Origin of the sequence: Corticimicrobacter sp., from assembly GCF_040137905.1 — a bacterium.
Classification (GTDB): Bacteria; Pseudomonadota; Gammaproteobacteria; order Burkholderiales; family Burkholderiaceae_B; genus Corticimicrobacter.
On sequence record NZ_JBEFDG010000052.1, the window covers coordinates 1 to 22,058 of the forward strand.

Annotated in this window: 21 protein-coding genes and 1 pseudogene; 12 read left to right on the forward strand and 10 right to left on the reverse strand. The window is 61.2% G+C overall.

Annotation, left to right across the window (positions count from 1 at the left end):
• From ABN482_RS08870 to msrC, 8 genes are all read right to left on the reverse strand, one after another.
• A partial coding sequence (locus ABN482_RS08870; protein WP_349503647.1) for a transposase occupies positions 1-263 on the reverse strand: 263 nt, incomplete at its 3' end.
• 139 nt (positions 264-402) lie between these two features.
• A complete protein-coding gene (locus tag ABN482_RS08875; protein ID WP_349503648.1) occupies positions 403-1,494 on the reverse strand; it encodes an LPS O-antigen chain length determinant protein WzzB in 1,092 nt (363 codons plus the stop codon).
• 90 nt (positions 1,495-1,584) lie between these two features.
• On the reverse strand, positions 1,585-3,117 hold the full coding sequence (locus ABN482_RS08880; RefSeq protein WP_349503649.1) for a tripartite tricarboxylate transporter permease: 1,533 nt from the start codon (positions 3,115-3,117) through the stop codon (positions 1,585-1,587).
• Positions 3,114-3,551, reverse strand: coding sequence for a tripartite tricarboxylate transporter TctB family protein (locus ABN482_RS08885; RefSeq protein ID WP_109062427.1), 438 nt, complete (start codon positions 3,549-3,551; stop codon positions 3,114-3,116). The genes ABN482_RS08880 and ABN482_RS08885 overlap by 4 nt, the downstream gene beginning before the upstream one ends.
• 12 nt (positions 3,552-3,563) lie before the next feature.
• Complete coding sequence (locus tag ABN482_RS08890; RefSeq protein ID WP_349503664.1) at positions 3,564-4,526, reverse strand: Bug family tripartite tricarboxylate transporter substrate binding protein; 963 nt, start codon at positions 4,524-4,526, stop codon at positions 3,564-3,566.
• Positions 4,527-4,658: 132 nt separating this feature from the next.
• A complete protein-coding gene (locus tag ABN482_RS08895) occupies positions 4,659-6,107 on the reverse strand; it encodes a sensor histidine kinase (protein ID WP_502877271.1) in 1,449 nt (482 codons plus the stop codon).
• Positions 6,082-6,771, reverse strand: a complete 690-nt coding sequence (locus ABN482_RS08900) for a response regulator (protein WP_349503650.1) — start codon at positions 6,769-6,771, stop codon at positions 6,082-6,084. Before ABN482_RS08900 ends, ABN482_RS08895 begins: the two co-directional genes overlap by 26 nt.
• Positions 6,772-6,786: 15 nt before the next feature.
• Positions 6,787-7,320, reverse strand: a complete 534-nt coding sequence (gene msrC / locus ABN482_RS08905) for a free L-methionine (R)-S-oxide reductase MsrC (RefSeq protein ID WP_349503651.1) — start codon at positions 7,318-7,320, stop codon at positions 6,787-6,789.
• A 142-nt stretch (positions 7,321-7,462) separates the two neighbouring features.
• Here msrC and ABN482_RS08910 point away from each other — a divergent pair, with 142 nt between their 5' ends.
• The 4 genes from ABN482_RS08910 to ABN482_RS08925 all read left to right on the forward strand — a co-directional run bounded on the left by ABN482_RS08910 (position 7,463) and on the right by ABN482_RS08925 (position 11,895).
• Positions 7,463-8,428, forward strand: coding sequence for a DUF3829 domain-containing protein (locus ABN482_RS08910; RefSeq protein ID WP_349503652.1), 966 nt, complete (start codon positions 7,463-7,465; stop codon positions 8,426-8,428).
• Between the two features lie 98 nt (positions 8,429-8,526).
• A complete protein-coding gene (gene rimO / locus ABN482_RS08915; protein WP_349503653.1) occupies positions 8,527-9,861 on the forward strand; it encodes a 30S ribosomal protein S12 methylthiotransferase RimO in 1,335 nt (444 codons plus the stop codon).
• Positions 9,862-10,065: 204 nt separating this feature from the next.
• Positions 10,066-10,632, forward strand: a complete 567-nt coding sequence (locus tag ABN482_RS08920; protein WP_502877272.1) for an antibiotic biosynthesis monooxygenase — start codon at positions 10,066-10,068, stop codon at positions 10,630-10,632.
• Positions 10,633-10,680: 48 nt separating this feature from the next.
• Complete coding sequence (locus tag ABN482_RS08925) at positions 10,681-11,895, forward strand: MFS transporter (RefSeq protein ID WP_349503654.1); 1,215 nt, start codon at positions 10,681-10,683, stop codon at positions 11,893-11,895.
• 1 nt (position 11,896) lies between these two features.
• On the opposite strand, the gene ABN482_RS08930 is transcribed toward ABN482_RS08925, so the two are convergent.
• Positions 11,897-13,219, reverse strand: coding sequence for a solute carrier family 23 protein (locus ABN482_RS08930; protein WP_349503655.1), 1,323 nt, complete (start codon positions 13,217-13,219; stop codon positions 11,897-11,899).
• A 249-nt stretch (positions 13,220-13,468) separates the two neighbouring features.
• Here ABN482_RS08930 and ABN482_RS08935 point away from each other — a divergent pair, with 249 nt between their 5' ends.
• The 8 genes and pseudogenes from ABN482_RS08935 to ABN482_RS08970 all read left to right on the forward strand — a co-directional run bounded on the left by ABN482_RS08935 (position 13,469) and on the right by ABN482_RS08970 (position 21,647).
• The gene (locus tag ABN482_RS08935) at positions 13,469-15,220 is read left to right on the forward strand and encodes a PHA/PHB synthase family protein (RefSeq protein ID WP_349503656.1); all 1,752 of its coding nucleotides are present in this window, start codon (positions 13,469-13,471) and stop codon (positions 15,218-15,220) included.
• 66 nt (positions 15,221-15,286) lie between these two features.
• Positions 15,287-15,613, forward strand: coding sequence for a hypothetical protein (locus ABN482_RS08940; protein WP_349503657.1), 327 nt, complete (start codon positions 15,287-15,289; stop codon positions 15,611-15,613).
• Positions 15,603-16,349 carry an acetoacetyl-CoA reductase gene (gene phbB, locus ABN482_RS08945; protein WP_349503658.1) on the forward strand — a complete coding sequence of 249 codons (747 nt, stop codon included), beginning with the start codon at positions 15,603-15,605 and terminating at the stop codon, positions 16,347-16,349. Before ABN482_RS08940 ends, phbB begins: the two co-directional genes overlap by 11 nt.
• 35 nt (positions 16,350-16,384) lie before the next feature.
• Positions 16,385-17,314, forward strand: a pseudogene (locus ABN482_RS08950) (bifunctional enoyl-CoA hydratase/phosphate acetyltransferase); the annotation flags it as partial.
• On the forward strand, positions 17,311-18,537 hold the full coding sequence (locus tag ABN482_RS08955; protein WP_349503659.1) for an acetate/propionate family kinase: 1,227 nt from the start codon (positions 17,311-17,313) through the stop codon (positions 18,535-18,537). The pseudogene ABN482_RS08950 and the gene ABN482_RS08955, both read left to right, overlap by 4 nt.
• Positions 18,538-18,640: 103 nt before the next feature.
• A complete protein-coding gene (locus ABN482_RS08960; RefSeq protein ID WP_349503660.1) occupies positions 18,641-19,069 on the forward strand; it encodes a hypothetical protein in 429 nt (142 codons plus the stop codon).
• A gap of 159 nt (positions 19,070-19,228) precedes the next feature.
• Positions 19,229-19,564, forward strand: coding sequence for a c-type cytochrome (locus tag ABN482_RS08965; protein WP_349503661.1), 336 nt, complete (start codon positions 19,229-19,231; stop codon positions 19,562-19,564).
• 91 nt (positions 19,565-19,655) lie between these two features.
• Complete coding sequence (locus ABN482_RS08970) at positions 19,656-21,647, forward strand: TonB-dependent copper receptor (protein WP_349503662.1); 1,992 nt, start codon at positions 19,656-19,658, stop codon at positions 21,645-21,647.
• Between the two features lie 111 nt (positions 21,648-21,758).
• Here ABN482_RS08970 and ABN482_RS08975 read toward each other — a convergent pair.
• A partial coding sequence (locus tag ABN482_RS08975; RefSeq protein WP_349503663.1) for a fumarylacetoacetate hydrolase family protein occupies positions 21,759-22,058 on the reverse strand: 300 nt, incomplete at its 5' end.

Below are 22,058 nucleotides of genomic sequence, written 5' to 3' on the forward strand. Positions count from 1 at the left end.
CACTTTTTTTCGAGAGCCTCCGCACGCAGCTCGGCTTTGAGTTTCTCTTCGACGTACATCTTGCGCAGCCGGGCATTCTCCGCTTCCAATTCCTTCAGTCGCGACATCATCGGCACATCCATGCCGCCGTACTTTGCCCGCCACTTGTAGAACGTCGCTGAACTGATGCCCAGTTCTCGGCATATCTCGGGTACCGTAATGCCCGCTTCCACACGTTTGATCGCATCCAGGATCTGGCTGTCTGTGAATCGTGACTTCTTCATTCTGTAGAACTCCTCAATGAGAAAATTCTACTTCTGATCTCACCGCTTTTTCGGGAGGATTACCGATTACCACTCCTTGAGTGCATGTTATGCCTTAAACACGAAATATCTGACAAGCCCCCCTTTTAAAGACGAGATATTAAACTGTCGTGTCTCGCTTGGTCGCGCAGTAGCTGATGAGAATATGACAAACTCCCATCATGCCACCCAGAATCACCGCTAGGGCCAAGATCAGCGTTTTCTTGGGATTCACAGGTTTTTCAGGCAATACGATATCGCCATCAAAGCGGAACAGGTGTGCATTGTCTAGTTGGATGTCGATCTCTTGCAACAACCGAAGCCGGGCTTGTTCGTCACGAAGGTTGCCGATAAAGGGATCGTCGTTTTCTCGGGCCTTGAGCACGGCCAGTTCGGCTTCGAGCGCCTGGGCACCTCGGGCGTACAGTTCACTACCATCCAGATAGGGGCGCAGGGCATCCTGGCTGGGGGGCTGCGCCAGGGTGAGTTGAGGCTGCTCCAGATCAATGGCGCGTGCAACAGCCAGGGCTTCTGTGAGGCGCTGGATGTGGTCTTCGCGCTTTTCTCGCGCAACCTGACGCTGCTCCTTCAATGTGCGCTGGATGTCGCGTGTCGAAAGCGCGATTTTTTGCTGGGCGTCGTTGATAAGCGTATCAGCGGCCTGTTGTCGGACTTGGCTCAGATAGCGAATCAGGCCGTCGTAGGCAGACTGGCTGGTTTCATCCTGCACGGTCACTTTGTATAGGTTGCGGCCTTTGGGCTGAGGGACATCGACACTGACTCGCCAGCTATTGTTTAACAGTATGCTGGCGGGCAGTTGCGTGCCTTCCGGGTACGCCAGCGTTACCAGCAGGTAGTGCTGTAAAACTTCATCCGAACCTAGCCGGCGGGTAAAGTAGCTGAATACTTGGCTGGGGGTATAGAGGGCCAGCCCGGCCGGTTCGTGCCCCTGGTTGAGCTGGGCCAGGTTGCCGTTGAAGGGGGCGTCGATGTATACCGAGGCGGCATAGCGGGGCGTGGCCAGCACAAAGGCATACAAGGCCCCGATCAATATGGCACCGACAATGTAGGTCGCCAGCAGGCGCTTGCGGGCCCAAACGGCCTGGAAAAGGGCGATGAGGTCGATTTCGTCGGTGTGAGGGGCAGGTGGGTGATTGGACATGGGGGAATTGGGTAAAGTGCGAAAAGGGTTTTTGCACAGGGGATAACCCAATTATAGGCGCAGTTATGTGCCCAATAGCGTCGAGCTTGGAGTTGCCGATGATTCCGTAAATTACGGAATCATCCTGCGTAAATTACGGAATCATTGTGCCCGGGCTTTTGGGTTCACCGCCTTCCGCCGACTCCACCGCCGATACGCCAGCGGCACGATCACCACCGAGATCGACAGCACCCAGAACAGCACCGTGATCGGGCTGGCGAACAGGATGCCGACTTCACCATTGGACATCGACAGTGCCCGGCGCAGGTTCTGCTCCATCAGGTCGCCCAGCACGACGCCCAGGATCAGCGGAGCCATGGGCATTTCGGCCTTGCGCAGGAAGTAGCCGATCAACCCCAGCCCGGCAACCATCATCAGGTCGAATCGGGTCGCGTTGATGGCGTACACGCCGATGAAGCTGATGCTGATGATACCGGGAACCAGCAACCAGGGCGGGATTGCCAGAATGCTGGCGAACAGGCGCACCATCGGCACGTTCATGATCAGCAGGATCACGTTGGCGACGAACAGCGAGGCGATCAGGCCCCAGATCAGCAGCGGCTGGGTCTCGAACAGAACCGGGCCGGGCGTGATGTTATAGAGCGTGAGCGCGCCCATCATGACCGCTGTCGTGCCCGAGCCTGGTACGCCGAGCGTCAGCATGGGAATGAAGGAGCCGGTGGCAGAGGCGTTGTTGGCTGCCTCGGGTGCCACCAGGCCGCGCATGTCGCCCTTGCCGAAGCAGGCGTTGGGGTCCTTCTGCTCGATCAGGCGCTTTTCGTTGGCATAGGTGACAGCCGAGGCGACGCTGGCACCTGCGCCGGGCAGCACACCCAGGCCGAAGCCGGTCAGCGCGCTGCGGATCACGCTGGGCAGCGTGAACTTGAACTCCTGCATGTTGAACAGCTTGCGTTCGCTCTTGGGGACCTTGACCGACATGCCGCCGACCACGTTTTCGAGCATCTGCAGCATTTCGCTGATGGCAAAGAGCGCGATCACGACCACCACGAAGTCGATGCCGTCGGCCAGGTTGGGCGAGTCGAACGTGAAACGGTAGACGCCGGAGTTGGAATCTACGCCGACAGTCGAGATCGACAGGCCGAGCGCCGCCGCCAGGACGCCCTTGGCCGGATTCTGGCCCAGCAGGCTGGTCAGGCAGCAGAAGGCGAAGACCATCAGGGCGAAATACTCGGGGGGGCCGAAGGCCAGCGCCCAACTGGCCAGCAGCGGAGCGAAGATGACGATGCCGATGAAGGCCACGAACGAGCCGCAGAACGAGGACCATGCCGACAGGGACAGGGCTACGCTGCCCAGGCCCTTGCGTGCCAGCGGATAGCCGTCGAGCGTGGTCATGACCGAGGCGGCTTCGCCGGGGACATTCAGCAGGATCGAGGTAATCCGCCCGCCGTACTCGGCACCCACGTACACGGCTGCCAGCAGGATCAGCGCCGTTTCGGGCGGCAGGTTCATGGCGAATGCGATCGGGATCAGCATGGCCACGCCGTTGATGGGCCCCAGGCCGGGGAGGACGCCGACGATGGTGCCGAAGAATGAGCCCAGCGCGGCAACCAGTACGTTTTGCCAGGACAGGGCCACGCCGAAGCCCATGCTCAGGTGTTCAAAAATATCGCTCATAGCAGGTCTCCGAGCAGGCCGGTAGGCAGTACGACGTCAAGTACCTTGTCGAACAGCAGGAAGAAGGCCACACCCATGACAACGCCGCCGATGATGGCGTAGACCCAGCGGCCTCCGAACAGGCGTGCCACCAGCGTGGTCATCAGGGCTGTCGAGATGACAAAGCCCAGCCACTGGAACAGCATGGCGTAGCCGGCCACGATGGTGATCATGACGCCGATGCGCGCATTGGCACCGGGCGGGTTGGGGTCGGCCGTATGGCGATTCTTGATGATGAGCGTCAGGCCGCAAAGAGCGATGACCAGTGCCAGCAACAGGGGAAAGGCCTTGGGGCCGAGAGGTTCGTAGGCGAAGGGCGCCTCCAGGTCGTGGCCGAACCACGTCATGAAGGCGGCCAGCACCAGGGCAGCAATGCCAAGGATGCGATCATTCATGATGGATGCTTCTTACTTCTTGACGAGACCAAAGGAGGCAGCCAGTTCGGCGTATTTCTGGACCTGTTCCTTGACGTAGGCATCCAGGTCGGGGCCGGTCATGGCGAAGGGAAACAGGCCCTGCTGTGCCTGCAGCTCGGCAAATTCCGGCGTGGCCATGGTCTTCTTGAAGGCGTCCACCCACCACTCATAGTCGGCGTCAGAGACCTTGGGACCTACGTAGAAACCGCGGATGATCGGCCATTCGATGTCGTAGCCCTGTTCCTTGGCGGTGGGCACGTCGGCCAGGCGGCCGGGCAGGCGCTCGTCGTTGTAGACGGCCAGCACGCGGATGGGCGCGCCGCCTTCCAGCATGGAGATGGCTTCGGCAGCATCGCCCATGAAGACCTGGATATGCCCGCCGCGCAGTGCGGTGATTCCCTCGCCACCGCCTTCGAAAGCGACGAAGCGCATCTTCTTGTAGTCGACATCGGCAGCCTGGGCGGTGAGGGCGGCCTTCATCCAGTCCTGGCTGCCGACCGTGCCGCCGGCACCGAAGATGACCTTGCTGGGGTCTTCGCGCAGGGCGTTCATGAGGTCGTCGAGGTTTTTGTAGGGAGAATCCTCGCGGACCACGGCCATGCCGTAGTCGGCACCGATGCCGGCAACCCAGCGGACGTCATCGACGGTGTAGCGGCCGAACTTGCCGGTGGCGAGGTTGAGCAGCGAACCGCCGGAGAAAGCCACGATGGAGCCGCCTTCGGCGGGGCGCTGTGCGACGATGTTGTTGTAGGCCACGGCACCGATGCCACCGGGCATGTAGACGATGCGCAGCGGATTTTCCAGTGCACCGCTTTGCCGCAAGGCTGCCTGGGCCAGGCGGCAGGTCAGGTCGAAGCCCCCGCCGGGTTGTGCCGGAGCGATACATTCGGGACGATTGGGTTCGGCTTGCGCGGAAGCAGGCAGGGCGGATGCGATCAGGCTGGCTGCCAGCATGAAGCTGGTGCCGATTTTTTTGATAGCCATTACAGTTGTCTCCGTAAGGGGGAAGAAAAGCAGGCGGTATTGTGGTTGTACGCTCTGCATGACGACACCTTACGCACAGCAGGCTTTCGGTTGCCTTTCAATCTACCCTAGGGGAAACACCAGTCTGGCCTGCAGCCCGCCCAGCTGTTCCGAGGATTGCAGGATCAGCTTGCCGTCGTGGGCCTCGACAATCGTTCGCACGATGGCCAGTCCCAGGCCCGCACCACTCTTGCCCTTGCCTGCCGCGCCGCGCCGAAAGCGTACGCCGGCCTGTGCGAGGTCGTCGGCACCCATGCCGGGGCCGCTGTCATCGATGCAGACCAGGGCGCAGGAAGCCTCGAAGGAGAGGCTGATGCTGACCGTGCCGCGCTCGGGACTGTAGCGGATGGCGTTGTCGATCAGGTTGACGATGGCTTCCTGTACCAGCAGCCGGTCGCCCGCCAGCATGACGGGTTCGTCGGGCAGGTCGAGATCGTATTGCAGGCGGCGTGCGCGGGCATTGGCCAGCAGGAACCGGACCGCCTCTTCGGTGGCCAGTCCCAGGTCAAAGCGCGAGCGGGCCGCCGATCTGTCCTGCAGTCCGGCATCGCGTGCCCGTGCCAGGGCCAGCATCTGGTTGGTGACGCGCACGGCCCGATCCAGGCCGCTGGCCATCGAACGCAGCGCTTCGTGGGTTTCGGCGGGGTCGTTCTCGCGCAGGGCGTAGCCGATCTGGGTTCGCAGCACCGACAACGGGGTGCGCAACTGATGAGACGCGTCGTCAAGGAATTGTCGCTGCTGTTCTGCCTGGCGCGAGAAGCGGGCCATGTGCTGGTTGACGGCATCGACCAGTGGCAGTACTTCGGCAGGAATATCCTGGGTGTCGATGGGGCGCAGATCATCGGGGTGGCGGCGGCGCATCTCGTTGCGCAGGCGGTTGAGCGGGCGCAGAGCGATGATGATGCCGGCTACCAGCAGCACGGCGCTCAGCAGGATCACCAGTACATCGCGGCCGATGCTGCGGATCAGGATGCTCTGGGTGAACAGGTGACGTCCTTCCAGGCTTTCGGCCACCTGGATGATGACGCGAGAGGGGACGGTGGCTGGGTGACTGGATGGGCGCTGTGCTGTTTCTGGCGCTGACTCGCTGGATGGAATGTCCAGTTGGCGGGCCATGGTGGCGACGCGTACCGGTTCGTTGCCCAGGTAGGTGGTGTTGTAGAAATAAAGCTGGCCATCCTGGAGGGGGCCGTGCGGCAGCGGCAGGCGCGGATGGCCGATCTCGGCCAGACCGTCCTCGGTCGAGACGTGGTAGTAGACGTTGCCGCTGGCCGTCAGCTGGAAGAATTCCAACAGCCGGTAGGGCTGCTCGAGTGCCAGCCCGCCGCTGGCCGTCGAGATGTTCAGGTCGAGCGCGCGCACGACCCCTGCCAGGGATCGGTCGTAGGCGGCTTCAGCCTGTTCGTCCAGCAGGGTAGTGGAAATCCAGAGTCCGACGCCCAGGCTCAGCAGCAGCGCTGGAATGACCCAGGAAAGCAGTTGCCATTTAAGGCTGCGCGGGATCGCCATCATTTTCTTCCAGGCAATAGCCCAGGCCGCGCATCGTGGTGATGCGGACACCGCTGTCGGTGAGTTTTTTGCGCAGGCGATGGATCAGGACTTCGATGGCCTCGAGATTGACGTCGCTGTCGTCGGAAAAGACGCGCTCGAGGATCTGCTGCTTCTTGACCGGTTCACCGCTGCGCTGGATGAGGGCGCGCAGGACGGCATGTTCGCGCGGAGACAGTGGGAGTACTTGTTGATCGAGTGAGAATTTTTGTGCAGCCGTGTCGTAATGCAACGGGCCGCAGGCCAGGCGAGGGTGCTCGCGGCCACGACTGCGACGGATGAGAGCCTGCAGGCGGGCTTCGAGCTCTTCGATCATGAAGGGCTTGGGCAGGAAGTCGTCTGCGCCACCGTGCAGCGAGCCGACTCTTTCAGCCAGCGAGTCGCGTGCCGTGAGCACCAGGACTGGCGTGCGGTCGTCGCGGGCGCGCATGCGGCTCAGCACGGCGTGACCGTCCATGCCCGGCAGCCCCAGGTCCAGGACCACCGCATCGAATTCCTCGAGCGACAGACGACGATCGGCCACGATACCGTCGTCAGACCACTCGACCACGAAACCCGAATGGCGGGCCAATGAGCGCGAGACCCAGCGGGCGAGTTCGGGCTCGTCTTCGATCAGGAAAATCCGCATGGCGATGGCATCCGCTCAGGAGGTGGCACTGCTCTGGATGCTTTCCAGGTAGAGCGCGCACAGCGCCTGCATGCCTTCGCGGTCCGTATCCGTGAAACGGCCGGCCAGTGGGCTGTCCACATCCCATACGCCCAGCAGTGTGCCGTCGTTCAGGATCAGGGGCACGACGATTTCGGCATTGGAGGCGGCATCGCAGGCGATATGTCCGGGGAAGGCATGCACATCGGCTACAACCTGGATGCTGCGCGTGCGTGCGGCAGCACCGCAGACGCCGCGGTCCAGCGGAATGCGCACGCAAGCCGGACGTCCCTGGAACGGGCCGAGCACCAGTTCGTGGCCGTCAAAGAAATAGAAGCCGGCCCAGTTCAGGTCGGGCAGGCTTTCAAAAACCAGGGCGCTCAGGTTGGCGGCATTGGCGATCCGGTCATGTTCGCCGGCCAGCAGGCCGCGAGCCTGTTGCAGGAGTTCCGGGTAGGACAGGCTTTCAAAGACCAGTACGCTTACGTTGGAGGCGGGTTGGCGTGCAGATGGTGTGTGGTGGACGGACATGATGGAACAGGGCGGGGCCCGGGAGTCGCTGATGGTTTGATGATAGCAGCAGGGGACAGGGATTGATTTTGATACGAATGGTACGGGTCCGCGGCCGAGTGCTGATCTACACTGCCGGCTCTTTGGAACAGAGGAGTTTGCAATGCAGGAAAAAAACCGAGGAACAGCCCTGAGCGTGTTGCGACAGGCGGCCGTCGTCCTGTTGCTGGGCGCAGGCCTTGCTGCCTGCGGTGACAAGGAGGCCAGCAGCAGCCAGGCACCTGCTGCAGGGCAGCAGGCCGAAGGTGCGACAACGGTTGCGCAGGACGAGGGTCGCAAGCTTGCCGGTTATGTGACTGCCTTCAATGCGCTGTCCAATGAGTATGGTCTCAAGTACCAGGCGGCAGGCTATCTGCGCCAGGATTTTTCCAAGGCGACAGCCAACAGCACGCTGGGGTTCTCGGTGTCGAATCTGGCGCGTCCCCTCGAAAGCCTCAAGCAGGCACGCGGCATCCAAGGTGACCGCTACCAGGATCTCGATGCGATTGCGGATCGGCTGATCGCAGCATTGGATATGCTGTTCGCGCAGCATAGGGAACTGGACGTCTACTACTCTTCCAACGCCTACAAGGATGATGGTGTCGCCAAGGGCAAGGCAGCCGATCCGGCCATCCGTGGTGCCTTCGAAGGTGCGCTGGCTGCCTTGGGTGAGTTCGATGATGCGCTGGGGCGCCATCTCGATGAGCGTCGCCAGGCCGATCTGGAAAAGCTGAAGAGCCAGGACAACAAGCTGCCGTATTATGCACTGCTCAATATTCAGCTGGGCCAGGATCTGGTCAGCACGCTGGTCGAGCAGAATACGACCGGCCAGCCCATGGTGTTCGAGACCACCGACGGTATGGCTGCACAATTGCAGCAGGCTGCTACCGATCTCAGGAACGAATACCTGCGCCAGAAGGAAGCGGCTGGAGAGGGGCGCAAACCTGCTTTTGCCTATGATCATCTGGCCGGTGCCATGATCGATGTCCTGGCCTATTACCGCAACCTGAAGCAGGATGGCGATGCCGATCGGATCGGCGGCATGGTGGATGCCTACAATCGTGGGGTGTCCAGCGCCAACGAACTCTGAGGGCTATTGCGGGATGTGGGCGAATATTCTTTTAAAATGGAATGTTCGTTCGTCCATCCGGTGCCGTCTGTGCATCCCTGAAAAAGGTTTTTCCTCCTATGTCCGCAGCTTCCCCTGCCGTCGCGCCCAAGGTCGGTTTCGTCAGCCTCGGCTGTCCCAAGAATACCGTCGATAGCGAACGCATCCTGACCCAGTTGCGCACGGAAGGCTATCAGATCGTGCCGACCTATGAGGATGCCGATGTGGTGGTGGTCAACACCTGTGGCTTCATCGACAGTGCCAAGGTCGAATCGCTGGATGCGATCGGCGAGGCGCTGGCCGAGAATGGCCGGGTGATCGTGACGGGCTGTATGGGGGTGGAAGAAGCCCACATCCGCGACGTGCATCCCAGCGTGCTGGCCGTGACCGGGCCGCAGCAGTACGAACAGGTGGTGCGTGCCGTGCACGAGGCGGCACCGCCCCAGGTAAGCCACGACCCTTTCGTCGATCTGGTGCCGCCCCAGGGTGTCAAACTGACGCCGCGCCATTATGCCTATCTGAAGATTTCCGAAGGCTGTAATCACAATTGCAGCTTCTGTATCATTCCCAGCATGCGCGGCAAGCTGGTCAGCCGCCCGGTGGGCGATGTGCTGTCCGAAGCCGAGCGGCTGGTCAAGGCCGGCGTAAAGGAACTGCTGGTGATCTCGCAGGACACCAGTGCCTATGGCGTCGATCTCAAGTACAAGCTCGATTTCTGGAACGGCCAGCCGGTCAAGACGCGCATGAAGGAACTCTGCGAGGCGCTGGCGAACATGGGCGTCTGGGTGCGGCTGCACTATGTCTATCCTTATCCCAACGTGGATGATGTGGTGCCGCTGATGGCCGAAGGCAGGCTGTTGCCCTATCTCGACATTCCGTTCCAGCATGCCAGCCCGCAGGTGCTCAAGGCCATGAAGCGGCCGGCATTCGAGGACCGCACGCTGGCGCGCATCAAGCAATGGCGCGAAATCTGTCCTGATCTGACCATCCGTTCGACTTTCATCGTCGGTTTCCCGGGCGAGACCGAGGAGGATTTCCAGTATCTGCTCGACTGGATGACCGAGGCGCAACTCGATCGGGTTGGCTGTTTCCAGTACTCGCCGGTCGATGGCGCGCCTGCCAATGATCTGGGGCTGGAACAGGTGCCCGATGAGGTCAAGCAGGCGCGCTGGGAACGCTTCATGGCGCACCAGCAGGCCATCAGCGCGGCACGCCTGCAGCGCAAGATCGGCCGGGAGATCGATGTGGTAGTCGATGAGGTCGATGAGGATGGTGCCGTGGCCCGCTCGGCTGCCGATGCACCGGAAATCGATGGCAATGTCTTTATCGAGTCCACGTCGCTCAAGCCGGGCGATATGGTGCGCGTACGTGTGATCGATGCCGATGAGTACGATCTGTGGGCAGAACTGATCTGACGTGGCTGGCTTTTCCGAAATTGCATGCGCACCATGGTGGTGCGTATTCGCATCAATTGGTGCGTCGCAGCAAGATGGTTTGAAAAAATGCGCCTCATTGGTGAAAACCCTGATGTCCGTGCCCTGTAATTTCTAGGGAAAACCCTGGCACGCTTTTTGCTTGTCCCTGTATGCCCCTACTTTGTTCCTTGCAGGATACGCATCATGGACTCGCCCCTCTCCAAGCCCGTTACTTTGCTCGTGACCCGCCGGATTTCTCCGGATCGGTTCAGCGAGTTCCAATCCTGGATGCGCCGGGGGATCCTGTTGGCAGCTGGCTTTCCTGGTTTTCTCGGTGCCGGTACGCTGGCACCCGCACCTGGCGGGGATGAATACCAGATCATGTTCCGCTTTCAGGACGCGCAGTCGCTCAGGGCCTGGGAGAAGTCGCTGCCGCGGCGGATGTGGCTGGAGCGTGGTGAAGCACTGGTGCGCTCGACCGAGATCATGCGCGTGGACAGTGTGGAGAGTGTGTTTGGCCAGCGGGAGGCGCAGCCTCCTCGCTGGAAACGTGCCTGTGCCATCTGGCTGGCTTTGTTTCCCCTGTCATTGTTGCTCAACACCATTATGCAAGGTCCCCTGGTGGGAGCACCGTTGCCGCTGAGGTTGTTGCTGATGACGCTGCTGCAGGTGCCTGTGATGGTCTATCTGGCGATGCCGGCGGTGCATCGTGTCCTGCAACGCTGGTTATATGCGAATGTGCGCAGGCTGCCGACTGTCAGCAGGCAGTAAGCGGACTGGAATACACTGGCGCCCTTTTGCAGACAGGGGGACATGCACATGTCCAATGTAGAAGTGGTGCCGGTAGACCGGCAACCGGTGGCCGGGGCGCGGCTTTGGCTGGCCCTGCTGGCACTGGCGGCGGGTGGCTTCGGCATTGGTACGGGCGAGTTTGCCATCATGGGTATCCTGCCGGAAGTGGCGGCACATCACATGATGACCGAGCCACAGGCGGGGCGTCTGATCAGTGCCTATGCGCTGGGTGTTGTGGTTGGCGCGCCGGTATTGGCGGTATGGGGTGCGCGCTTGCCGCGCATCCGCCTGGCGATCAGCCTGATGGCGGCGTATGCCGTGACCAATTTTGCCAGTGCGCTGGCTCCTGATTTCGCAACCCTGATGTTTTTCAGGTTCCTGAGTGGGTTGCCACACGGTGCCTATTTTGGCGTGGCGGCTCTGATCGCGGCCTCGATGGTCGAACCGTATCGGCGTGGTTTTGCGGTGGGTCGGGTCATGATGGGCCTGACCGTGGCGGCGTTGTTGGGCAATCCGCTGGCAATCTGGCTGGGCCAGGTGGCGGGCTGGCGCTATCCGTTTGCACTGGTGGGCGGGATCGCCGTGCTGACCATGGTGCTGATCTGGCGCTGCGTGCCACGCAATCTACCCGAACCGAAAAGCTCGGCGGCCCAGGAGTTGGGTGCCTTGCGCAATCCCCGTGTCTGGATGGCCCTGGCCATCGGTGCGATAGGCTGCGGGGGCATGTTTGCCGTGATGAGCTATGTGGCACCTGTTGTCACGCAGGCTGCGCATCTGCCCGAGCAGTTCGTGCCGGTGGCGCTGTCTGTATTTGGTGCCGGCATGATTGCAGGCAGCTACGCAGGTGGCCTGGCCGCTGATCGTTCCGTGATGAAAGGCATGCTGGGCGTGCTGGCCTGGACTATGGTCGTCCTGCTGCTGTTCCCGGTGCTGATGGTGCATCCCGTGGCCGTATTTGTCGGTGTTTTCCTAGTGGGAACCGCCGTGGCCCTGGGTACCTTGCTGCAGGTCAGACTGATGGACGTGGCGGCCGAGGCCCAGACACTGGCTGCCTCGCTCAATCACTCTGCGTTCAATCTGGCCAATGCGCTGGGAGCCTGGCTGGGGGGCGTGGTGATCGAGGCGGGTTGGGGCTTGCGGGCAACCGGCTGGGCCGGTGCCGCTTTGTCTGCCGCAGGGTTGACGGTGCTGTGGCTGGCCTGGCGGCAGGAGCGTCGCTGGCGCAGCCTGCACCAGGCCTGATTCAGGCCGTGCGTCGGGTGCGCCGCAACAGCGCATACAGGATGATGGCACCGAAGGTCGCCGTGCCGATGCCGTCGAGCTTGAATACGCCGAATTCCAGCGTGAAGTTGCCGGTTCCCAGGATCAGGGTCACGGCGGCGACGATCAGGTTGCGGGTATCGCTGAAATCGACTTTGTTGATGACCCAGATCCGTGCGCCGGCGACGGCGATCAGGCCGAACACCACGATGGACATGCCGCCCAGTACCGGGCCGGGAATGGCCTGGATCAGTGCGCCGAACTTGGGCGAAAAGCCCAGGAAAATGGCGAGCAGGGCCGCGACCACGAACACGATGGTCGAATAGATGCGGGTGGCCGCCATCACACCGATGTTCTCGGCGTAAGTCGTCACGCCGGTGCCGCCGGCTGCGCCGGATACCATGGTGGCCACGCCATCGCCGACGAAGGCGCGCCCCAGGTACTTGTCCAGGTTCTGTCCGGTCATGGCGCTGACGGCCTTGATGTGGCCGAGATTCTCTGCAACCAGGATCAGCGCCACGGGGGCGATTACGGTGATGGCCTGAGCCTCGAATACCGGCGCAGTCAGTGCAGGCAGTCCGAACCAGGCAGCGGCCGCCACTTGGCTGAAGTCGATGGGTGTGCCCAGCCCCATGATGTTGGTGAAAATCCAGTAGAGCAGGCAGGCCAGCAGCAGGCCGACCAGGATCAGCAGGCGCTGGATGACACCCTTGGTGTGCACGGCGATGCCGCCGACGCACAGCACGGTCATCAATGCCATCAGGGCATCGAAGGTGCCGCTGCCCATCGCACCCTTGGCAGCGATGGGAGCAAGGTTCAGACCGATCACGGCAACGATGGCCCCGGTCACCACAGGGGGCATCCAGGCGTCGATGAGATCGGTCACACGGGCCGAGCGGGCGCTGAGTGCCCAGACCACGACACCGATGGCGGTATATACCAGGCCGCAGATGATGATGGCACCGAGCGCGACGCCCATGTTGGCGTTGGCCCCTGCGCCGGCATAGCCGGTCACGGCAATCACGCCGCCGATGAAGGCAAAGCTCGAGCCCAGGTAGCTGGGCACTCGGCCACGCACGAACAGGAAAAAGATCAGGGTACCGATACCGGACATGAGAATGGCCATGTTCGGATCGAATCCCATCAGCAACGGGGCCAGGATGGTCGAGCCGAACATGGCGACCACATGCTGGGCGCCCATGGCAACGGTGTGGGGCCAGGAAAGCCGTTCGTCAGGCTGGACGACGCTGCCGTCCTGGAGGCCACCGGAGACTTCGCGCCAGCGTGGAAAGAAGGAGTCGGACATGATGTGTGCCAGGAAAGCAAGAGGGGAGGGAAAACGGGCAGCAGCTTACCTGTCTTCGACAGGGGCATACAAGGAGTTTTGTCAGAAGCGCTGCAATAGTGTAATGTGTTGCGGTGCACCATTGTGAGGTGCCGTACATGTGGTGACGACAATGCGTATTAACGGATGTCATGGTTTGGACATGCATAAATGTTAATATGAGAGTATATTTGTGACATTGTGTTTAAATTTATAAACGGGTGATGGCGCATGAAAGAGAGTACGACCTATACGCAAGGTCCCTTCCGTCAACTTGATCTGGCCTCGCGCATCAACCAGGCGCGCTTCAGTTCTTCCCTGTCGCCCGAGGCGGCCATGCTGGCATGGATGGACTGGCTCTCGCATCTGGCCACCTCGCCTGGCAAGAAGCTCGAGTTGCTGATGGCCGGCATGCAGAACTGGGGTCGGTTCTTCAACTACCTGCAGGAATGCATGACCACACCGCTGGGTGAAACACGCGACTGCGTGGATCGTCCGGTGAGCGATCGGCGCTTTGCCGCACCCGAATGGCAGTACTGGCCGTTCAATGCCCTGCATCAGGGCTTTCTGCTCGGTCAGGAATGGCTGGCCCAGGCCACGACCCAGGTCTGGGGCGTCGAGAAAAAGCACGAGGACTTTGTCTCGTTCTATGCCCGCCAGTGGCTCGACATGTTTTCCCCGGGCAACCAGTTGCTGACCAATCCGGTCGTGCTGCGTCGCACGCTCGAGGAGCGCGGTGCCAATCTGCTGCGTGGTGTCAGCAACTGGCAGGACGATGTGCGCCGCCTGGTGGCCGAGGAGTCTCCCGAGGGCTCCGAGAATTTCGTGCCGGGCCAGAGCGTGGCCCGTACCCCCGGCAAGGTTGTCTTGCGCAATCGCCTGATCGAACTGATCCAGTACACGCCGACCACCGACAAGGTCAAGGCCGAGCCGATCCTGATCGTGCCGGCCTGGATCATGAAGTACTACATCCTTGACCTGTCCGAGCACAACTCGATGGTCAAGTACCTGGTTGACCAGGGCCATACCGTATTCTGCATTTCCTGGAAGAATCCCGATGAAGGCGATCGTCACCTCGGGATGGACGACTATCTTGACCTTGGCCTGGGGGCTGCGATCGATGCCGTCACGACCATCGTGCCCAAGGCCAGGGTACATGCTACCGGCTATTGCCTGGGCGGCACGCTGTTGGCGATTGCCGCAGCCCACATGGCCCGTGATGGCGATGATCGGCTGGCTTCCCTGACGTTCTTTGCGGCGCAGACCGACTTCAGTGAGCCGGGCGAACTGGCGCTGTTCATCAATGAAAGCCAGATCAGCCTGCTCGAGGCGCAGATGCAGCAAAAGGGCTACCTGGCTGCCGAGCAGATGGCCGGAGCCTTCCAGATGCTGCGTTCCTACGACCTGCTCTGGTCGAAGATGGTCAACGAGTATCTGCTGGGTGAGCGTCGGCCGCTCAATGACCTGATGGCCTGGAATGCCGATGCGACCCGCATGCCGGCCCACATGCACGCGCAGTACCTGCGCCGCCTGTTCCTCAACAATGAGTTGAGTCGCGGGGTCTATACCGTCGGCGACAAGCCGGTGTTCGTCAGCGATATCAAGGTACCGATGTTTGCGGTGGGTACCGTGTCCGATCACGTGGCACCGTGGCGCTCGGTATACAAGCTGAACAGCCTGGCCGATACCAGCGAAGTGACCTTCCTGCTGACCAGTGGTGGCCACAATGCCGGTATCGTCAGTGAACCGGGCCGGCCGCGCCGCAGCTATCAGGTCCATGCCCACACGCATGGCAACAAGGCACTCGATCCCGATACCTGGCAGGCGCAGACACCCGTCACCGAAGGCTCATGGTGGCCCGAGTGGCAACGCTGGCTGGCGGCACGTTCGGGAGCAGAGGTGGCACCGCCGAGCATGGGCGCGCCCCGTAAGGGCTACGACATTGTCTGCGATGCCCCCGGCGAGTACGTACTGCAGAAGTGAGTGTCGACGCGAGTCGGCAGGCAGGGCAGTAGTTCCTTTCATTCATTGATGTCACAGGAGAAGGCGATGAGTCTGAATCAAGTCCCCGCAGCGCTGTACCAGGCCAACCTCGCATTCGCCCAGCGTATCGGGCGCTTGCTGCAGGAGCATCAGCAGAAGTGGCTGGCGCTCGGCGTCCAGTCGGTGACGGAAGACTATGCACGGCTGGGCAATGAATCGGCCGAGGCGTTCCGGGCCTGGCAGAAAGCGTCGGCTGCTGCCCTGGGCGAGCTGGGGCAGGGTGCGCAGGCCCCCGTATCGGATTTCTGGAATCAGCTTGCGCGACAGGCTGAAGCAACCCAGGCGTTCTGGGTAAGTGCAATCGCAAAGCAAGGAGATAAAAATGTCAAATAAACGTACCGCGCTGGTCACCGGCGGACAAGGCGGGATTGGCCAGGCCATCGCCCGCGCCTTCCACGATGCGGGCCATCAGGTGCTGGTGACCTATCTGCCCGGCACCGAGACGGCTTCCGAGGCCTGGCTGGCTGCGCAGGCTGGCGCTGGCTACAGCTTCAAGGCCTACGAGGCCGATGTGGCTGATTATGACTCGTGCGAGCGTTTGGCTCAGAAGATCGTGGCCGATGGCCTGCAGGTCGATATCCTGGTCAACAACGCCGGGATCACCCGCGATGCCACACTCAAGAAGCTGACCAAGGAAAACTGGGATGCGGTGCTGCGCACCAACCTGGACTCCGTCTTCAATGTCACCAAGCAGTTCTTTGAAGGCATGGCCGATCGAGGCTGGGGACGGATCATCAACATTTCGTCGGTCAATGGTTCCAAGGGGCAGTTTGGCCAATCCAACTACGCTTCGGCCAAGTCGGGTCTCTACGGCTTTACCAAGTCGCTGGCGCAGGAACTGGCACGCAAGGGTGTGACGGTCAATGCCGTGTCGCCGGGCTATATCGGGACGGAAATGGTCCAGGCCATCGCACCCGATGTACTGGAAAAAATCGTTGCACAGGTGCCGGTCGGCCGTCTGGGCAAGCCCGAGGAAATTGCAGCGCTGGTGACCTTCATCGCCAGCGACGTGGCTGGTTTCATGACAGGCAGCAACGTCGCCATGAATGGCGGCCAGCACATGTACTGACGTAATCCTGAGGTGAATGAATGAAAGCAGAACATCAGTCTGCGGCAACCCATGGCCTGGGATGGCTGCTGGAAGCCGCCCGTCCACTGGATCGCATCCGGGCCGCCTTTGTGCATCCCTGCAACGAGGTCAGCCTGACTTCGGCCTTCGAGGCGCGTGAGCATGGCCTGGTCGAGCCGGTGCTGATCGGCCCCAGAAGCAAGATCGAAGCGGTCGCGGAACAGTATGGACATGACCTGGCCGATATCGAGATCCATGATGTCGAGCATAGCCACGCGGCGGCGACCCTGGCGGTGCAACTGGCTGCCGCGCAGGATGTGGAAGCCCTGGTCAAGGGCAGCATGCACACTGATGAGCTGATGGGGGCGGTGGTTTCGTCGGCAGGTGGATTGCGTACCAAGCGGCGTATTTCGCACTGCTTCGTGATGCAGACGCCTGCCTATCCCCGGCCTTTCATCATTACCGATGCTGCCATCAATATCGCACCGGCAGTCGAGGCCAAGGTGCATATTGTGCAGAATGCCATTGATCTGGCCCGCGTACTGGGTGTGGATCGGCCCAAGGTGGCGCTGCTGGCTGCGGTCGAGACCGTACATGTCAGCATGCAGGCCACGCTCGATGCGGCCATCCTGTGCAAGATGGCCGACCGCGGCCAGATTACCGGCGGGGTCCTTGATGGCCCGCTGGCCTTCGACAACGCCGTCTCTCTCAATGCTGCTGCCATCAAGGGGATCAACTCTCCCGTGGCCGGACAGGCCGATATCCTGGTCGCACCTGACCTGGAAAGCGGCAACATGCTGGCCAAACAGCTCGAATACATGGGCGATGCCGCCAGTTCCGGCATCGTGCTGGGCGCGCGCGTGCCCATCATGCTGACCAGTCGTGCCGATCCGGCCGATGCCCGCCTGGCATCGTGCGCCATCGGTGTCATCCTGGCGCATCATTACAGGAAACACCGTCCATGAGCAGTCTGTTGCAGAGTCTGCCCGAGGGCGGCGGCTACATCATGGTGCTGAACTGCGGGTCGTCCAGCATCAAGTTTGCCTTGTTCGAGGTCGACAGTGCCACGCATGGTGGCCTCAAAATTCCGCGCCAGGCATGGTGGAGTGGTCGGATCGAGAACATCACCGGCCAGCAGCCGGCCCTGGTGCTCGGGCGTTCGCCCGAGGGCGAGCCGGTCGATCTGAGCCTGGATGCCGATCCCTATCGGGCGGCCCTGGTGATGATCCGCCAGCGGGTGCTCGACAAGATCGGCAGCAAGCCGGTCGTGGCGGTAGCGCATCGGGTCGTGCACGGTGGGCACAAATATTTCGAACCGGTACGGGTCACCCGCGAGGTGCTCGATGATCTCAGCAGCTACGTGCCGCTGGCACCGTTGCACCAGCCTTTTGCGCTGATTGCGATTGCCGAGTTGCTGGCACTGCGTCCCGATCTGCCGCAGATTGCCTGCTTCGATACGGGCTTTCACCACACCACGCCCGATATCGAGAAGATGCTGCCCATTTCCTACCAGTATTGGGAAAAGGGGCTGCGCCGCTACGGGTTTCATGGCCTGTCGTACGAATACATGTCGATTGTCCTGGCGGAGCTGTATGGTCAGCGTGCCCAGGGCCGCACGATCGTGGCTCACCTGGGCAGCGGGGCCAGCCTGTGTGCGATGAAGGATTTGCGCAGCGAAGCCACCACCATGGGGTTCTCCGCACTCGATGGCCTGATGATGGGCACACGCTGTGGCTCCATCGATCCGGGTGCCGTACTCTATCTGATGGAGATCGAGAAGCTCACGCTCGAGCAGGTTGGCAAGGTGCTGTACCACGACTCCGGGCTGAAGGGCGTTTCCGGCGTCTCCAACGATCCGCGTGTGCTGCGGGCGCACTCCGACACCAATATCCGTTGCGAACATGCGCTGGCGCTCTACGTACGCCGGATCGTACGTGAAATCGGTGGCCTGACCGCCATGCTGGGCGGGCTGGAAATGCTGGCCTTCACGGCCGGCATCGGCGAGCACAGCGCCATGATCCGCCGCCGCGTCTGCCGTGAGCTGGCCTACCTCGGGATCGAACTGGATGAGGAACTGAACCAGTCCGATGCCCGCGTGATCTCGACTTCGCGCAGCAAGGTCAAGGTCGTGGTGGAGCCTACCAACGAGGAATGGGTGGCTGCCAACATGGTGCTGCGGGCTGCCTGAAACCTGCTGCCCGAAGTTGAGGGAAGTCAAAGAGGAAAAGGGGGCTGTCGTGCTTTAATCCAGACAGGATGGTGCGACAGGCCTCCTCCTTTTTCGGATTTCCATGATGAACCAGCTTTCAGGATATTGCCGCAGCAGATCCGCCGCCCCGACCGGGCGGTGGGCGCTGCTGGCGTTCCTGCTGGTTTCCCTGTTCCTGCGCAGTGCGATCCCGGTGGGCTACATGCCGGGCATGTCTCCGGGTGAGGATCGCACATTCAGCCTTGTCCTGTGCTCGATGGACGGGCCTGTCAAAACCATCATGCTTGATCTCGGCGATGATGGCGCATCGTCTGCGCCTGATGATGTCGTCGGCTCCAGTCCCTGCCTTTTTGCTTCCGTTGTCACCCAGGTCGCGCTGAGCGCGGCGCTTGGTATCCTGTCCGTCCCGCAACGGGATGGCGTGGAGATGCTGCGGGATATCCATCCTGTCCCGATAGCGACTTTCACGGCCGGCGCCCCGCTTGGTCCGCGCGCCCCGCCTCTTCTCTGACACTCCTAGATTGATCCCCTATTTGGCCTGCAGTGCGGCTCCGTGTTGCAGGCCAAGTTGTGCGCGCGCCCTATATCTCCGAGATATAGCGTGGTGCCGTGTCCGCTCGTGGCGTGCGGACGTATATGCACATTCAAGATGCATGAAAAGGATTGCATGATGAGCAAGAAAAACTGGGCGCGGGTTGCTGCGCTCTTGTGGACTGCGGTCGTTTCGACAGGCGCATGGTCCGCCGAGACCGTTGCGATGCCCGATGCGGCCAAGCGCAAGGCCTGTCTGGGTTGCCATACGGTTGAACGCAAAATGATTGGACCTGCTTTCAATGATGTGGCTGCCAAATATGCAGGGCAGGCGGATGCCGAACAGAAAGTTGCCGCCAGCATCCTGACTGGCAGCAGCGGGCAATGGGGAGCCATTCCCATGGCGCGCAATGCTGCGGTCAAGCCGGAGGAAGCGGCGGAACTGGCGCATTGGATTATGTCCCTGCAGAAATAAACAAGAAAGTGTGTCGGCCCGTGCGCAAGCATTTGATGGCCGGCACGGCATGAATGAGGAGCTTGCTGTGAATAGCAGGAAAAAAATCGAAGTGATTCGCCCCACATTGCTGGCCCTGGCCATCGCTTCTGTTCCGTGGACGGTGCATGGGCAATCGGCATCGACGGTCCAGATACTGTCTCCTGTGGTTGTGACTGCCCCCGTCGTGGTGGCTCCGCTGGTGGTGGAGACCGATCCACAGGCACCGCGGCAGCCTTTGCCCGCCAATGATGGTGCAGATTTCCTGAAAAGCATCCCTGGCTTTTCGGTGATTCGCAAGGGCGGTACGGATGGTGATCCGGTGTTTCGTGGTCAGGCCGGTTCGCGCCTGGGCATTTTGCTGGATGGCCAGGAAATCTACGGTGGTTGCGGCAATCGCATGGATCCACCGACGGCTTATGTCTATCCTGAGTCCTATGACACTGTCCGTGTTCTCAAGGGGCCGCAGACGGTCCGGTATGGCGCAGGTTGGACGACGGGTGTGGCGATGTTCGAGCGCAAATTTGAACGTTTCGAGACTTTTGGCTGGCGCGGCCATGGCAGCCTGATTGTCGGCAGTGCCAACCGCAATGACCAGGTCGCCGATGTGACCGTGGGGACGTCCCAGTTCTATGTGCGAGCAGGTGGCAGTCGCGCACAGGCTCACGACTACAAGGATGGTGATGGCAATACCGTCCATTCCGAGTACAAGCGCTGGAATACTTATGGTGCGGTAGGCTGGACACCGGATGACAATACCCGGCTGGAACTGTCTGCCGCCTTGAGCGATGGCAGGGCCGCCTATGCCGACCGTGGCATGGATGGCAGCAAGTTCCGGCGTGAAAACCTGTCCCTGCTGTTCGAGAAGCAGAACATTACTTCACTGCTCTCCAAGGTTGAGGCGCGTGTTTATTACAACTATGTTGACCATGTGATGGACAACTATAGTTTGCGTGACAAGCTGCCGACAGGTATGTATTCGGCCATGAATCCGGATCGCCGGACCCAGGGAGGACGGGTCAGTGCCACGCTGACACCTTCCGATGACTGGCAGGTCACGTTGGGCGCAGATTTCAGGCATGACCGGCATCGTTCGCGCATGGGAATGGGCATGACGGCAGACATGGCCGATGGCTATCGTGACAAGTCGCGCGGTGCCAACCTGACATTCCGCCAGATGGGGTTGTTTGGCGAGGCCCAGTATGAGCTGGATGCCCAACAGCGGGTGATCGGCGGTCTGCGTGTGGATTGGCATGAAGTGGAAGACAAGCGGATTGCCTCGGCACAGCAGGGCGAGAAAGACAAGCGGACGCTGCCCAGTGGCTTTTTGCGCTATGAGTCCGATTTCGACGGTGGTTACTGGTATGCCGGCGTGGGACATGCGGAGCGTTTTCCAGATTACTGGGAACGCATGAACAAGAAAGACGAAACAGGCGGCAGTGCGACGCTCAATGTCAAGCCTGAAAAACTGACGCAGCTTGATATCGGTGCCAGCTACAGTGACGGTCCGTTGAGTGTGGCAGTGTCCGGTTTCTACGGGCATGTGGCCGACTATATCTCGCTGGACTGGACGCGTACTGCCACGCGCAATATCGACGCCCGCATCATGGGTGGTGAAGTCGATGCCAGCTATCGCTTCAACCCCAACTGGCTGGGAACGGCTACGCTGGCCTATGTCTTTGGCCAGAATCGTACTGATGATCGCCCGCTGGCACAGCAACCTCCGCTGGAATTGCGTCTTGGCCTGAACTATGAACAGGGCAATTATTCAGTGGGTGCGCTGTGGCGCCTGGCGGCCAGCCAGCACAGATATGATCTCTATCAGGGCAATATCGTGGGTGGGGACAGGGGCCCCTCAGCAGGCTTTGGCGTGTTTTCTCTCAATGCCGGCTGGCGTGCGCATCCGAATGTACTGTTGACTGCGGGTGTTGATAATCTGTTGAACAAAACCTACAGCGAGCATCTGTCGCGTACCGGTACTGGCGCAGAGGGCATCTGGCCTGCCAATATCCGTATCAATGAGCCCGGCCGGACCTTCTGGCTGAAGATGCAAGCCGAGTTCTGATACCCGGCACCGGTATCCCGGTGTGGTGGGCATGCCTGAGAGTGTGCAGGTATGCCATGCCCGGCAATCTTTGTGTCTGGCCGACATGGAGATTGCCGGGGTCTCTGCCCATCAGCGGGCAGCGGCACCGATCGTAAAGCGGAAGCTGTCCAGTCCGTCGATTCCGCCTTCGACGACATCGCCCGGTTTGAGCGCCGAGACGCCTGCCGGCGTGCCGGTAAAGATCAGGTCGCCAGGTTGCAGGGCGACCGAGGTGGACAGGTCACTGATGACTTCGGCCACCGACCAGATCTGGTCGGCCAGCGATCCCTGTTGGCGGATTTCGCCGTTGACGCTGAGCCAGATGCGGGCGTCGTCCGGGTGTCCGGTTTCCGATACGGGGTGCAGCGCGGTCACGGGGCCGGAGGCGTC